The following is a 14392-nucleotide window of genomic DNA, read 5'->3' as shown; positions in this document are numbered from 1 at the left end:
CTGTAGGTTAAAATTAAGCGCAACACAACAACGAATGGCGGCTAAACGCAGTACAATGCTTTAGCCGCCATTTTTTATACTTTCCCTGTACTAATCTATACTATACTTAGCGATATGTACAAAGTATGCCTGTTGCCCTTAACTTTAGTTGTGCTCGCTGTTTTGCCCCTGTTTGCACAAACCCCCACCCAGCCAAACCGTCTGGAGCTGGACCTGGACTTTTATAAGACCGAAGCCGAACTTATTGCCACCCCCGACAGCAGCCTGCTGCTTTTTACCAGAACCGATCGCACCTGGACCAATCCGCCTGTTTTTCAGTTTACCCGGTACAACCATCAACTACAGGCCATGTGGACGGAACAGGTAATGCTGCACCCCATCAGTAAATACATGGCGCATTACACCGCGCTGCCACACACCTACATTGCCTTCAGCGGGAAAGACAAACACGAGTTTCAGTTTGTAAAGCTAAACCTGCAGACCGGCGCAGTGCAGAAACACGAATTCCGGATCGAAGCCATAGACTCGGTGTATGTTTTTAAAGTGGTGGATGATAATTACTTTCTGGTATCGCGATCCGGAAAAGATAATACCCCTACCCTGCTGCACCTGAACGAAAAAACCGGCGAGATAAAACCACTTCCATCGGTGTACGGTTCCGAATCTGCGTTCTCGGATATACTGGTGCAGGAACCTGAAAGCCAGGTAAGTGTAGTGCTTTCGGAGTCGAATGGTCGTGTTTCGCGGTTGCAGACCAAGCTGTTTGATGCGGGTGGCAAGCTGCTGAACAATTATTTTATGCACCCGAAGGCAGGGCAAAGGCCGCTTGTTGCCGAAATTACTCCCGGCGACACCACCGAAAGGCTGCTACTTGGCACCTATGCAAACCGCGACCTGCGCTATGCCACCGGTTTTTTTGCTGCGCCGGTAACTTCTGATGGGTCTGATGCCCGCTACTATAGTTTTACAGAGCTCAAAAACTTTTTCAAGTACATGAAGCCCCGTCGCGAAGCACGCGCCCGCAAACGCGAAGCCAACCGCCTGAAAGCCGGCAAAGAGCCCGGCCTGCAGTACCGCGTGCTGCTGCATGATGTTTACCCGGCCACAAACGGCTACATCCTGACGGGCGAAGTGTATGTTACCGAAAACAACGGGAGCCTTTACCGCATGTACACTATAAGCGGAGGCTCGGCCCAGATACCCAAACTATACCGCCGCACCCAGGCAATAGCCCTCGGTTTCGACCAGGATGGTGTACTGCTCTGGGATAACAGTTTTCCGCTGAAAGATGTGGAAAGCAACCAGCTGCGCCCTACCGTAGAAATTGTGGCCAGCCCCGATGGCAAAGTGGTAATTGCCCACCCCGATGAAGATGCCGAGATCCATTACCAGTACATGAACCAGGATGCTTATACCGAAGAGGAAACCAGTTTCGAGCTACTTCCCCAGAACCCGGACGCGAAGATCACTTCCACTAACCTGTCGGGCATCATCAGCTGGTATGGTTTAAACTTTGCTGCATACGGCTGGCACCGCATAAAATCCCCCGGCTCCGAAAGCCGCATGGTCTTCTACATTAACAAGGTTTCTTTTTAATGGTTAAATGGTTAAATGGTTAAATGGTTAAATGGTTAAATGGTTAAATGGTTAAATGGTTAAATTATTTTTTCCCTGAATCAGACAAGTAAATCCATTCACACTCAACCTCCAACAATTTAACCATCAACAATTCAACAATTAGGCAGCAATCAACAATAAACAATTTAACAATCAAACCATTTCTTCTATATTTGCAGCTATACTTCCGGTTATGCAGAAAAGACTCATTGTAAACCAACAGTTGCTCGATATTATGGTGATGCGTTTGTGCCATCAGCTCATCGAGAACCACGGCGACTTTTCTGATTCTGTTATATTGGGCCTGCAGCCACGCGGCAAATACGTAGCAGAGCGCATACAACAAACTCTGGCCACTATACTTGGCAAACAAGTCCCAACTGGCTACCTCGACACTACTTTCCACCGCGACGACTTCCGTAGACGCGAAACACCGCTTACTGCCAACGCCACCAAGATCGATTTCCTGATTGAAGGGAAAAAGGTAATTCTGGTGGATGATGTACTGTATACGGGTCGTTCGGTAAGGGCTGCCATGGATGCCATGATCGCCTATGGTCGCCCTGCCAACGTAGAGCTGCTGGTATTGATAGACCGCCTGTACACCCGCCATCTGCCCATTCAGGCAACCTATGTGGGCCGGCAGGTAAACTCGCTGCAAAGCCAACGGGTTTTGGTGGAATGGAAAGCGCAGGATGCCCCGGAAGATACCATCTGGCTGATCACGAAAACTGAAGAATAACTTTTACCATGCAAGAGCTCAGCGTTAGGCACCTGTTAGGCATCAAAGACATTACTCCGCAAGATATACAGCTCATTTTCGAGACGGCGGATAATTTTAAAGATGTACTGAACAGGCCGATCAAAAAAGTGCCTTCGCTGCGCGATATCACCATTGCCAACGTTTTCTTCGAGAACTCTACCCGCACGCGTCTGTCGTTTGAACTGGCCGAGAAACGCCTTTCTGCCGATGTGATCAACTTCAGCAGCAGCGGTAGCTCCGTTAAGAAAGGCGAAACGCTGCTCGATACGGTCAACAACATTCTGGCCATGAAGGTGGACATGATCGTGATGCGCCACTCCAGCCCCGGAGCCCCGCATTTCCTGAGCCGCCACATCAACGCCAACATCGTAAACGCCGGCGACGGTACCCACGAGCACCCAACCCAGGCACTTTTAGACAGTTTCTCTATCCGTGAAAAATACGGCGAAGTGGCAGGCAAAAAAGTAGTCATCATCGGCGATATTCTGCACTCGCGCGTGGCCCTATCTAACATCTTTGCCCTGCAGAAATTAGGTGCCGAAGTAATGGTTTGCGGACCAATAACCTTGCTGCCAAAATACATTAAAGAACTGGGTGTAAAAGTAGAGTTAGATGTGCGCAAAGCCCTGCAATGGTGCGATGTGGCCAATGTGCTGCGCATACAATTAGAGCGCCAGCAAATGAAGTATTTCCCATCACTGCGCGAGTACACCTTATACTATGGCATCGACAAGAAAATGCTGGACAGCCTGGATAAGGAGATTACTTTAATGCACCCCGGCCCCATCAATCGTGGCGTAGAGTTAAGCTCCGACGCTGCCGACTCGCATCATTCTATTATTTTGAACCAGGTAGAGAATGGCGTTGCCATCCGTATGGCGGTGTTGTATTTGTTAGCGTCTAAAACGGCGTAACAACTATAGTTGCTAACTCTGCTGGCACAAGCGTCCTCGCTCGTGGCTTACCATAGTGTTTAGCCTCCCGACTAAGCTGGCCCGACAGGGACAAGTTCACCAATAGCTCTGTCATAGTTTGATAAGCTATAGTTTCTCTTTTGTCATCCCGAGCGAAGTCGAGGGATCTTATATGTCTGATAGCTCATTTCAACTATTGTCATTTCGAGTGCAGCGATAAATCTATCTCAGACTATAGTTTGTAAAGACCTAGCAGCGTGCGCAGCTCCTGCTAGCGTCTGGTGCTATAGTTTACTTTGCCTACTATTTGACACAAGCCTTCTCTTTTATAGCTGCTTTCAATCCTGGGAGCTCTAATTACCTACAGTTTTATAGTTTGTTTGGCTCCCTCCTGGGCCGGGAGGCCCCGTCTTCGGGCATCGCGCTGCTGCCTTCTTGCTATCCTCGCTAAAGCTCGTGTTGCCTTCGGCACCGCAACAAGTCAAAGGCGCTCAACCCAAAGACTGAAATCAAGCTCGATAGTTCATGCTTTTGCTATAGCTTGCTTACTGTCTCTTGGTTCAAGCAGATCAGTTTTCTCGTGGTTGCATTTCCGTAGGGACAGGTAAACCTGTCCTGTTCGTGGGCTGTAACTATAGAACTGTATCTGAATCTATAACAGTATCAGAGTTCCCCTCCTTGGATAAGGAGGGGCAGGGGTGGTTGGATTACCGCAACTATAAAACTATAGCCCAAACTATAGCCACAGCCCTAATCCTGTAAATCCTCCAATCCTGAAAATCCTGATTCAGACATAGTTACTCCTTTACCTCATAGGTTTTCTCCCCTGCTGGTATCGCTATAGTTAAGCGGTTGTCTTTGGGAGGTACCGGGCAAACGTACTCCGGGTTATAAGCGCAGAAGGGGCTGTAGGCGCGGTTAAAATCAAGCACTATGGATTTGGCATCGTCTTTAAAAGGCACATCCATGTAACGGCCACCACCATAGGTCTCGAACCCATTGGTTTTGTCGGTAAACGGTACGAACAGTTCCTCTTTATCTTCCGATAACTTTTTGTAAAGCGTCAGGCGTTGGGGCTGGCCTTCAATTTCAAAGTTTGCAAGCGCATAGCGCAGGTAAGGCTCGTAACTGCCATTGGTAAGCGTCATCAGCAGGGTGTCCTGCTTGGGCAACTCCTCTATTTTGGCGTGTATGCGGTAATCGAGGTTTGGCTCGTAATAGATCAGGTTTTTAAAGCTGCGGCGGCCTTCCTCGGTAAAGGGCGTGTTGGCGCGGCTTCTGAACGACAGGTCTTTGTCTTCGCGCTCTTTCAGGAGGGGTTTAATATAGTTCTCGTCGCTGAAGAAGGTCTCGTTTACAAAGTAAAAAAGCACCAGCGCGATGCCGGCAAAAAGTATAAGCTTAACAGGGCGTTGCATGGTAACGATAGCTAAAGTCCACTGCAAAGGTCGTAAATTTTAGGGTCGAAAGGAAAGATATAGTACAGCTTATCATGCGCCGGGTGTGTTATCTATAGTTCTGACCTTTGCCTTGTCCCCTTTTGATTTGCCAGTCTGAGGAACACGTGACTGCTCACAACTATAGTTATCACTATAATTCGGCGTTGTGATGGATAACCTCATCTTTCTCAACTATGGCATTCACAGGTTAGCCATCATCAAAAAAGACTATATTTGATAGCATATACACTCAGCTCGAACAAACTATAGCTATGTCACAAAACCACTTTTCACGCTTTTTACTTTCCATTTCCCTGTGTTGTTTACTTTTTGTTTCAGGATGCACCGAACAGAAAACCTCTTTAACTGAGAACGACCTTCAAGACCTATCGCGTCATGCTGTTAGCCTGAACACATCCAACAGGTTTACGCTTTACCCGCTGATCGAAGATAAACTGGCAGATAGCCCTAACCCGGAGTTCCACAAAAGTGTCTTTGAAATTGCTATGGTTATGGACACCTTAGCCATGAATTATATTGATCAAGCTGGTGGAATTGCCGAAAATGGTACGATGATGAACCCATCGGATAGCGGTGAAAAAGCAGTACAACTATACCAGAACCTTAACACCAAACAGAAACTGAGCAGCTTGGTCAGCAAAGCCAGATCGCTTGCAGGCCCTGCAGATCAGAGACTTATGCGAGCTACAGAATACGTTATGCAGCAGAAGTTTCTGAGCGATGCTCCCTACTTTAATCCTGAACGGCTGTCGCAGAAACCGCTTTCAGTCCTTAGCCTGGAACTACTGGTCCTGGAAAATCAACTGTGCTCCTTGCTTTTAAAAGAGATGTCAGCGAACAGAGATGAAAAGCAGCCGGCAAAGTATTAATACAATAAATGTAGCATAACTGGTAGTTCCATTAGTCTGCAAAAAACGCTATATTTACAGGTATAATACTATACCTCACCCCCTATGTTAACATTAGCAGAACGACACCAGCATATTTTAAACAGCTTGAAGCAGGAGGGGCAGGTTAACGTGCTGGATCTCTGCGATAAACTCAGCGTTTCGTCGGTTACCATACGCAAGGACCTGAAACTGCTGGAAGACAAGGGCCTTCTGTTCAGGACACATGGGGGAGCCACCGCCAATAACCCCTACACTGTAGACCGCTCCGTTAACGAGAAGGAAAAGATACAGGCCAGCGAAAAAATGCGTATCGGCGCGGCAGCTGCCAGCATGTTACAACCCAACGACTCTATCCTTATTGCCTCGGGTACCACGGTGCTGGCTATGGCGCGCAACATACAGGCTAAAACCAATTTAACGGTTATTACGCCCTCGCTTAATATTGCCCTGGAACTAAACCGCCACCCCGATATTGAAGTAATGCAATTAGGTGGCGTGCTGCGCAAAAGCTCGTCGTCGGTAACCGGCCCTTATGCCGAAAGTATCCTTTCTGATTTCTCGTGCAGCAAACTGTTTTTAGGAGTAGATGGCATTGACCTGGACTTTGGACTGAGCACCACCAACGTAATGGAAGCTCACCTGAACCGCCGCATGATCAAAGTATCCCAGAAAACGATCGTATTGGCCGATTCTACCAAGTTTGGCAAGCGGGGCTTCGGCAAGATATGCGGCTTTGAAGACATTGACCAGATCATTACCGACAGCGGCATTTCAGAATACACCGTAAAAACGCTGGAAGGAATGGGGATTAAGGTAACTATAGTTTAACCCCAACTATAGCTACAATGCAGAGATACAAAACCCTGCTTCTCCGCTATGCAACTAACTGTCCGAATCAGGATTTATGGATATACAGGATTCTGTAAACTATAGAACTATTCCTCAAACTCTGCGGAACTATAACCTACTATACCATAATTCCTACTCCTGCAGAAACAGTATGCTGGCGTAGATCTGTGATCTGTAACATACTTATAAAGTTATATCTGTGATCCAACTGGGCCGGAGGCCCAAACTATAGTTCTACACAAGCGAAGATGCCCGCGCCATGGTACATATTACAACTATAAGCTCTTCCCAACTATAGCTATCTGTTAAACTTTGGTTTTCTGATTGTACTATACGCCAGTTACTAACTGGTGACATAGTTACCACAAATTGCAAACTTGCGGCATGGTCAGACAACAAAAGCCCCGCATATTGCGAGGCCCTGTTCTTCTTTCTCAAACTATAAATATTTCTTCAGTAGCTCAGCCCACTTTTTGTAGCCTTCTATAGTTAAGTGCAGGCCGTCGTGGGTGTATTCGGTTTTCAGTTGCCCGTTGCTGTCGGCAAAATGCGGGTTGAGGTCTATGACCGTTATATGCTCCTGCGCGGCGAGCTGCCTAATGCCCTGGTTTACTGTGGCGGTCTGCTTCTCTTTGTTATAGTGCTTTTTAAACTTATCGAAGCTGTTATTGGTAGGCAGCAGCGTCTGTACGTAAATTTTAGTCTTCGGCGAGCCTGCTTTTATGCGGCGCACAATCTTGCTATAGTTAGCAAGTATCACTTCTTCGGGCACGTTGCGCGAAATATCGTTTATCCCGATCAGCAGAAACACTTTGGCCGGCTTTCCTTCAATTACTTCGTCCAGCCGCTCCAGTACTCCAAACGTAATGTCGCTGGAGATGCCACGGTTGCGGGCGTGCTTCTCGCCAAGCAGTTCCAGCCAGTCCATGTGGGCGGTAAGGCTGTTGCCTAAAAAAATGATGTCCTTCTTCGAGTTCGGGAAATGGCGGAAATAATCGACCTGCACCTGCCAGGTAGCCGGGCGGTAGGTGCTGTCGTATTTTACTTTTTCAGGCTTTGTGCCTTCCTCCATCAGAATAGAAGGGCTGGGATTGGTTTCCGGGTCCTCCTGCGCGTGTGCTGCCGGGGCAACTATAAAAGCACAGAAAACAGAAAATAGAATAAGGGTATGTTTCAGTTTCATTGTGTTGTTAAAAAAGGCTTGTGCAGCGTCTTCCCCCTACCCCTTCCAAAGGCAATGCATCTTACCACAAATTTTGCCTAAGTAAGGAGTAGAGATCGACAATTAGAATTAAAACACCACTCTTAATTCTGCAGCTCGTTAAACAGGTTCGGATAATCCGAGATGATGCCGTCCACGCCCATGGCTTTCAGGCGTTTAATGTCTTCCAGCTCGTTTACCGTCCAGGGAATTACTTTTATGTTTTTGGCGTGCGCTTTGGCAAGCAGCTCCGGGGTTACCAGCTTATAGTTGGGGCTGTACACATCCGGGGTGAAGCCCAGGCGCTCCAGGTTTTCCTCAAAGCTGTCCTTATTGCTCACCAGCAACGATGCCTTTATGTGCGGATATTTTTGGTGCAGCACCTGCAGGTTGCGCGGATCAAAAGACTGCACAATTACCCATTCCGCCAGATTCTTTGCTTCCAGCACTTCCACCAGTTTGGTCGTGAATACTTCCGGCTCCGGGTGTATCACGTTGTCGCCGTCTGCCACCGATTTGGTTTCGATGTTGTAGAATACCTGCGGCAGGTTATTTTCTTTCAGGTGCGTCTGCACCGAATCGATCAGCTCCGAAAGCAACGGAATATAGGTCTTCAGTTTCTGCTGTTGCGGGTACTTGTCGTAAAACTTGGTTCCCATCTCAAACTGGCGTACCTGGTCATAGTTCAGCTGGTAAACCGGGTACTTCTTCTCATCCGATTTTGGGATGTCCTTTCCGTCCGGTGTGCGGGCATACAGGTAGTTGATGTACGGGTCGTGGGTTACCACTACTTTGCCGTCCTTGGTAATGTGTGTGTCCATTTCCAGGGTAGTAACGCCCAGTTGCAGCGCTTTCATCATGGCCGGAATGGTGTTTTCGGGCATCAGGCCGCGTGCGCCGCGGTGGCCTTCGGTATCAAAAGCAGGCAGCGCTGGTTTCTGCTGCGTTATGGTTTCTGTGCTTTTGCATCCTGTCATCAGCAGTACGGCGGCCAATGCAACAGGTACTATTTTACGGATCATGTTTTATGCTCTTTTATTTTGGCTCCTATAGTTGGTGTCCTCAAAATTGATGAAATCCAGTCTGAACTATAGTTCTGTAACAGCTTTGGTGCTTTCGTATTTGTTCCCGAAGCGGTCGGTGGCTACTACTTTCACCTGCTTTGCTCCGGCTGGCACAAACATTTCAAAGAAGTGCTCTGTTTCACGTGGCTCTACATAGGTGCGGCCTTTCGGTAACTGGTCGCCCTGGTATAGTTCCCATGCTACCGGGTCGTAAGAAACAATGTTTTGCAGGGCGCCTTTGTACTGTTCATCAGCCCACCATTCTACTTTCCATTCCGGATCCCAGTTCCAGACGTTTGCCAGCACGCGGGTTTGTCCCTCCTGTGGCTGCACATATAGTGTCATCTGGTGAGTCGCATCAAAGCCGGTAGATTTGTAGTACCATTTCAGATCGGTGCCATTTACTTCGTAAACTGCATAGCCGCCCGGAGCGCCGTCGCCGCAAACAGGGCCGGTCCACAAGTTACCGCATACCGTGCCGGTGTTGTGCTCAAAAATGCCTTCCTCAATCACGTTGCGGTTATAGTGCGTGTGCCCGGTCATGATGTGTACCTTGTGGTTTTTCAGGATCGGGTAAAGCTCCTCTCTGTTTTTAACGCCCCAGTGTATCGGGATGTGTGCACAAAGTATCACAAGGTTATCGGTTGGCACCATAGCCAGGTCCTTCTTCAGCCAACTCAGCTGGCGCTCTGTAATGTAACCGTCGTATTGTTTGTCCTTGCCCAGGTAGCGCACGTCGTCCATTACCACATAATGCACCTTGCCGCGGTTAAACGAGTAATAAGTAGGGCCGTAAGTGGCTTCAAACGTCTTATCCGACACTTCATCGCCGCCTTTGTTCAGGTCCTGGTCGTGGTTACCAAGCACCTGGAAAAACGGAATTCCCATCGTAGCCACGCCCTGGTCATAGTCTTTGTATAGTTCAGGATTATCCCAGGTAATGTCGCCGACTGTAATGCCGTGCACCAGCGTACCGGCGGCCATGCCAGCCAGGGTCTGCTGCACATCCGGCACCGATTCGCTCAGCATGCGCTGCGCATCTCTTTTGTTGCGTGGCTGCGGATCTGCCCAGATAATGAAATTGTGTTTTGAATCGTCGGTGGCAAGCGGAGTCAGTTCGAAGTTATAGTTCTGCTCGCTTTCCTTGTTCAGTAGCTGGTAATGGCGGGCAATGCCGTTCTCGTTTGGGAAATCATACCCGGCTGGCACCGATACCCACACAAATTTAGCCTGCTCGTTTGCCGGCAGCTTGTACTTACCTTTGCGGTTGGTCTTCACCACACTATAGCCATCCGATACGATAACACCTGCCAGCTTTTTATTGCCTGCTTTTACAACGCCTGTTATAGTTGCTTTGGATGTACCGGCCAGGGCAGAACTATAGCCACCGCTCAGTATCAGTCCGCCCGAAAAAATAAGTACTCGTTCTAAAAAGGATCTTCTCTTCATCGTTGCTATAGTTTAAATACCCGGTACAGCTTTCAGGCGCTCGAAGTAGGCGCTATAGTTTGTAAATAGCGCGTGGTTCTTCAGCAGTACCATGGTTTCGTTGTTGTTGCGCAGGGCGTTCTGTGTAAAGTTATGCGAGCCCGTGATCAGTACCTTTGCGTTGCCGTTGCCCTGCCAGTTCCCTTCTATCAGGAGGAACTTGGAGTGGATGTTGGCCTTGCTGATGTCGTACACTTTCAGGTAAGCACCTTTCTTTTGCATGTCGCGCAGCCCGGTCATAATACTGTCGTCAATCTTATCTTTTACCACCACTTCTATCTTGGCGCCCTTTGTCTGCAGTTCGGCCAGCTTCTGCACAATGTTCAGGCGGGTGTTGGTCCAGTCCGACATGCCTATTTTTATAGTTGCTGTGGCCGGGTCCTGTATGCTGTTCAGGAATTCGATGATCGTGTCTTCGCCGTAGGCTGTTCCGTTGCGGCGCTTGGGCATGAAGTAAGCGGTTATGCCTGTGCCGGCATCGGTGTATTCTTTATAGTAGTAGTCTTTCATGCCGGCAGTTGCTTTGGCCTGCATGTCGGCCCAGTAAGTTTTATAGGCATCGTACAAACCCGTATGCGTTAACATAATCGCGTCCTGAAATTTGCGTGCATCTGCCTCTGTAAAGTTGTGGGATGTCTGGAAAACTACATTAGGAACATCGCCATTGGTAGTTTTTACTTTGGTAAAGATGACGAACTTGTTGTGGTTAATGGCGGTGGTACTGGCATCGTTCACAATAGTGATCACCTTGCCTTTTTTTGCTTCTACCGTACGTTTCAGATCGTGGTAAACAAGCGGATTTGTATCATGTGATTCTTCCCGGCTCAGGTCCATCATCACGTTCATGATCACACCGCGCTCGCTGGCAGTTTTAACGGCCTGCACCAGGGGCTGGTAATTGAACAGGAAAATATTCAGGTGGATGGTTTCACCTTCGGGGGTGGCATTGATCAGGGCGATCAGGCGGTCTAAGATGGTTAAGGATGTTTTGCCCTGTGATACCTGGGTTACATCTGTAAATACGGCATCCGGGAAAGCGGCATTTACAGGCGTTACCGTTTCTTTTTCCGGCACATCAGGGGTAGGAGTCGGGTTGCTCGTACTGTCATCGGAACAGGAAACGAACAACAGCATTAAGGCTACTAAAAGAGAGGTTGGCTTGTACATAATACTAAGTGCTTTTATGGCAGCTATAGTTCAGGTGAAGCAGAGCTGTGTGGCCCGGCTGTAAAAACTGGTTGACTTGGAATGCCGAAATCGGGTCGTGTTATAGTTGGAGAGCTGGGCTCCGGAACAATGCTATAGTTGGCACTGGCAAAGTTTAAAAAAGAGGCAGCGCTCAAAACGGGCTGCCTCTTAGTCAAAGGTCAAAATAAAGATTAGAATTAGTTCTGGTAAACTGCAAAGTCATCGATACCAAGGCGGCCGTTCGGCTCTGTTGTACCAAGACCCAGCTTGTTGATTCTGAAGCGCACCGGTCCGGAAATATCCATCAGGAAGGTGGCCATTTTATGGTTACGCTCTACATCAGACACCACATTTCCGATCTGTGTCCAGGTAGCACCCTGGTCCTGCGAATACTCCAGTTTCCATTTGCTGGTTGGGTCGGTGTAGTAGGTGGCATACCATACTGTTACTTTAGATGCACCGTTTGGCAGGTCAAAGTTCATCTGCAGCAGCGCTGAGTCAGTTCTCTTCTGGTTGAAACGCACCGCCTGCTTACCTGAAACGATCACGTCACGGCCGGCAGTCTGCTCTAAGATAGACTGGTACAATGTCCAGTTACCTGTCGAAAGTTGTCTGTCGTTGTTGCCCATGTCGTAGCTCTTCTTCTCGTTATAATCCGGAATCTCGAAGCTCTCAGGCCAGCCTGCATAAATAGGACCACTGGCATTCACAGCATCTGCAAGGTTACGCATGCGTATTACAGGCTTGCCGTCTTCTATAGTTGCAACACCAATAAAGCTGGCACTGGCGGGTAACTTACGGCCTGCAAAAGCTGCATCAGCAGCGGTGTGCAGCGTGATCGTACTTCCAGAGCCATCCCCTATCTGCTTCTGGCCTGCATACGTTTCACCGGTAACCGGTAGCGGATCCATGTCGCCGGTTACCATTACCAGCGTGCTCTCATATTTCTCGAAATTGTTCAGCAGTTCGCCAACCGAAACAGTTGTCGGAGCTACCGGAAGGCCGGTGGCTTTTTTCTGGATAGCCGTTGGGTTCAGGCCCAGTACCTGCAACACACCATTCTTGCGTGTCACTTTTGTGCCTCTTACATCAAACTGTACAGAGTCGCCCACGGCGTAGTTAGCAGCAGCCTGCTCGCCCAGGTCCAGCAGAATACCGCGCTTCATGCCTCTCCACGAATCCTGGATGGCTACATAGCCGGCAGGCCAGTTGTTGCCAGCCGGATCTGAAACCACTACTCCACCGATCAGGTGAGCGCCAAACAAAGGTCCGGTACCAAGTTCCAGGTCTCCTCCGTGGTACGCATCACGCACCACATACAAAGATGCCACCGGGTTAGGGGTTCCGCTCGCCGGGTTCGGGTCTTCCTTTATACAGGAAGTAAAGCCTACAACAGCTAAGCAGATGGCCAGAAATGATAAATAGCTATTTTTCATGACGTATTGTCTTAATTCTTATAGTTTAAATTTCTGCTCTTAGTCTACATCCCACCATACTTTCGTGTTGATGTCGTCGCCGCCCATTGCTGCAACGGCAGCGCTATAGTTGGCACCGTTCAACGACTGCACATATACAGGATAGCGGAAGCGCGAAGGCATTACCCCGTTGTTCTGCAGACCTGGGCCTTTCGGTAATACAGGGTGCCCGGTTCTGCGGTACTCATACCATTGCTGGAAGTCGGTAAAGAACAGGGTGAAGTATTTCTGCAGCATGATCTGCTCTAACTTCGCATCAAAATCTCCGGCTTCGTTAAAGGCTACTGTTGGCTTGGCCAGGTGCCCGGCTGGTACTTCAAGCGTCCACATCGTAATTGCGCTGCTTACGCCTCTGTCGTAATAAGTCTTCGGATCAGCCGTGATAAAACCACGCAGCGCAGCTTCAGAAAGGATAAACTGTACCTCGGCATAGTTCAGGATGTTACCCAGCAGCGGCTCGTTCATCAGCGCTTTCGGATAATAAGACTGTCTTTCCGGCACGTTGCCCGGTACATAGCCACTTGGTATACCAGAGTAAACAGAACCATACAGGGTCGCCCATTTGCTTAAGCGTGGGTCGCCCATAGCATTCAGGTTATCAACAAAGAATTCCGACAAGCCGTGTGGGCCGTTAAAGTCATATTCACGCATGTCTGCGAAAGCAGAGGTCAGTGGCATGGTAGTGGTGTAGCGCAGAATAGCCGACTCCTCATTGTTTGCCATGATCGGGTAGAACGCAGCATTTGACTCTACTATCTCTCTGATCTTAGCTGGTGCATCTACTTCCGGTCTGCCAGAAGCACGCATCAGCAGGCGCAGGTAAAGAGAGTTACCAAACTTTCTCCACTTTGCAAGATCACCGTAAAATAGCGGGTCCAGTGCCTTCTCATCTTCAGCTATCGTTTCCTTTGCAGTTTCGGCAGCTGCCAGCAGGGCATTCGCTTCTTCCAGCTTGGCAAACAGGTCTTTGTAAATAGTTTCCTGAGAGTCGAACTTCGGCTGTAGTTTTCCTTCGCGGCCTTTGTTGGCATCAGAATATGGTACATCGCCGAACATATCTGTAATAAGGGAAGAAACCCAAACATCCAGGATCAGGCCGATGCCCATGTAACCTTTCTGCTGTGTCAGGAGCGCGTTGTTATAGATATCTATAAAGTTGGTGCGCTGCAGGTACCAGTTGTTCCACATGTAGTCAGACTCCGAAGGCCTGATCACATAACGGTGGATCTCATCTGTATCCAGGGTAGTCACGTGCACCTGCATCAGCTCGTTTGTAAGACGCAGGGCGCGGTTGTTGTTGCGGGTTACCACATCGTGCAGGGCAGGTGCCAGCAACGACGATGGGGTAGTTTTACTCGCCGCATTCGGGTTTGTGTTCAGTTCCTCAAAATCCTTGGTGCAGGATGTGGTGGCAAGGCAGCTAACCGCCATTGCCGTGAGGGTGAATAATTTTATCTTTTTCATGATGAATTCTTCCTAAAAA

The 14392-nt window shown here is 48.8% G+C and carries 12 protein-coding genes; 5 read left to right on the top strand and 7 right to left on the bottom strand.

The window, feature by feature from the left end; genetic code table 11:
- The first annotated feature begins 150 nt into the window (after positions 1–150).
- The 3 genes from H7F15_RS17495 (at position 151) to H7F15_RS17485 (ending at position 3294) form a co-directional block, all read left to right on the top strand.
- Positions 151–1596 carry a hypothetical protein gene (locus H7F15_RS17495; RefSeq protein ID WP_185198287.1) on the top strand — a complete coding sequence of 482 codons (1446 nt, stop codon included), beginning with the start codon at positions 151–153 and terminating at the stop codon, positions 1594–1596.
- Between the two features lie 214 nt (positions 1597–1810).
- Entirely contained in the window at positions 1811–2359 is a 549-nt protein-coding gene (gene pyrR, locus H7F15_RS17490; protein ID WP_185198286.1) for a bifunctional pyr operon transcriptional regulator/uracil phosphoribosyltransferase PyrR, read from the top strand.
- Positions 2360–2367: 8 nt separating this feature from the next.
- The gene (locus H7F15_RS17485; protein ID WP_163915043.1) at positions 2368–3294 is read left to right on the top strand and encodes an aspartate carbamoyltransferase catalytic subunit; all 927 of its coding nucleotides are present in this window, start codon (positions 2368–2370) and stop codon (positions 3292–3294) included.
- Between the two features lie 797 nt (positions 3295–4091).
- On the opposite strand, the gene H7F15_RS17480 is transcribed toward H7F15_RS17485, so the two are convergent.
- Positions 4092–4712, bottom strand: a complete 621-nt coding sequence (locus tag H7F15_RS17480) for a DUF1684 domain-containing protein (protein WP_185198285.1) — start codon at positions 4710–4712, stop codon at positions 4092–4094.
- 293 nt (positions 4713–5005) lie between these two features.
- Here H7F15_RS17480 and H7F15_RS17475 point away from each other — a divergent pair, with 293 nt between their 5' ends.
- Both H7F15_RS17475 and agaR read left to right on the top strand, forming a co-directional pair.
- Positions 5006–5623 (top strand): hypothetical protein, encoded by a 618-nt coding sequence (locus tag H7F15_RS17475; RefSeq protein ID WP_185198284.1) that lies wholly within the window; start codon positions 5006–5008, stop codon positions 5621–5623.
- An 84-nt stretch (positions 5624–5707) separates the two neighbouring features.
- Positions 5708–6472: a transcriptional repressor AgaR gene (agaR, locus tag H7F15_RS17470; RefSeq protein WP_185198283.1), complete on the top strand. Its 765-nt coding sequence runs from the start codon at positions 5708–5710 to the stop codon at positions 6470–6472.
- A 460-nt stretch (positions 6473–6932) separates the two neighbouring features.
- Here the strand turns inward: agaR and H7F15_RS17465 are convergent, their stop codons facing one another.
- The 6 genes from H7F15_RS17465 to H7F15_RS17440 form a co-directional block, all read right to left on the bottom strand.
- Positions 6933–7676, bottom strand: coding sequence for a GDSL-type esterase/lipase family protein (locus tag H7F15_RS17465; protein ID WP_221627114.1), 744 nt, complete (start codon positions 7674–7676; stop codon positions 6933–6935).
- A 122-nt stretch (positions 7677–7798) separates the two neighbouring features.
- Entirely contained in the window at positions 7799–8716 is a 918-nt protein-coding gene (locus tag H7F15_RS17460; RefSeq protein ID WP_255481314.1) for a glycerophosphodiester phosphodiesterase family protein, read from the bottom strand.
- A 66-nt stretch (positions 8717–8782) separates the two neighbouring features.
- The gene (locus H7F15_RS17455) at positions 8783–10207 is read right to left on the bottom strand and encodes a calcineurin-like phosphoesterase family protein (RefSeq protein ID WP_185198282.1); all 1425 of its coding nucleotides are present in this window, start codon (positions 10205–10207) and stop codon (positions 8783–8785) included.
- A 12-nt stretch (positions 10208–10219) separates the two neighbouring features.
- Entirely contained in the window at positions 10220–11413 is a 1194-nt protein-coding gene (locus tag H7F15_RS17450) for a phosphatidylserine/phosphatidylglycerophosphate/cardiolipin synthase family protein (RefSeq protein WP_185198281.1), read from the bottom strand.
- A gap of 218 nt (positions 11414–11631) precedes the next feature.
- Positions 11632–12870 carry a DUF5689 domain-containing protein gene (locus tag H7F15_RS17445; protein WP_185198280.1) on the bottom strand — a complete coding sequence of 413 codons (1239 nt, stop codon included), beginning with the start codon at positions 12868–12870 and terminating at the stop codon, positions 11632–11634.
- Between the two features lie 39 nt (positions 12871–12909).
- The gene (locus tag H7F15_RS17440) at positions 12910–14373 is read right to left on the bottom strand and encodes a SusD/RagB family nutrient-binding outer membrane lipoprotein (protein ID WP_185198279.1); all 1464 of its coding nucleotides are present in this window, start codon (positions 14371–14373) and stop codon (positions 12910–12912) included.
- Between the last annotated feature and the right edge of the window lie 19 nt (positions 14374–14392).

The organism is Pontibacter sp. Tf4 (genome assembly GCF_014212495.1).
In the GTDB taxonomy this organism is placed as follows: domain Bacteria; phylum Bacteroidota; class Bacteroidia; order Cytophagales; family Hymenobacteraceae; genus Pontibacter.
This window is presented reverse-complemented; position numbering and strand designations above follow the sequence as displayed.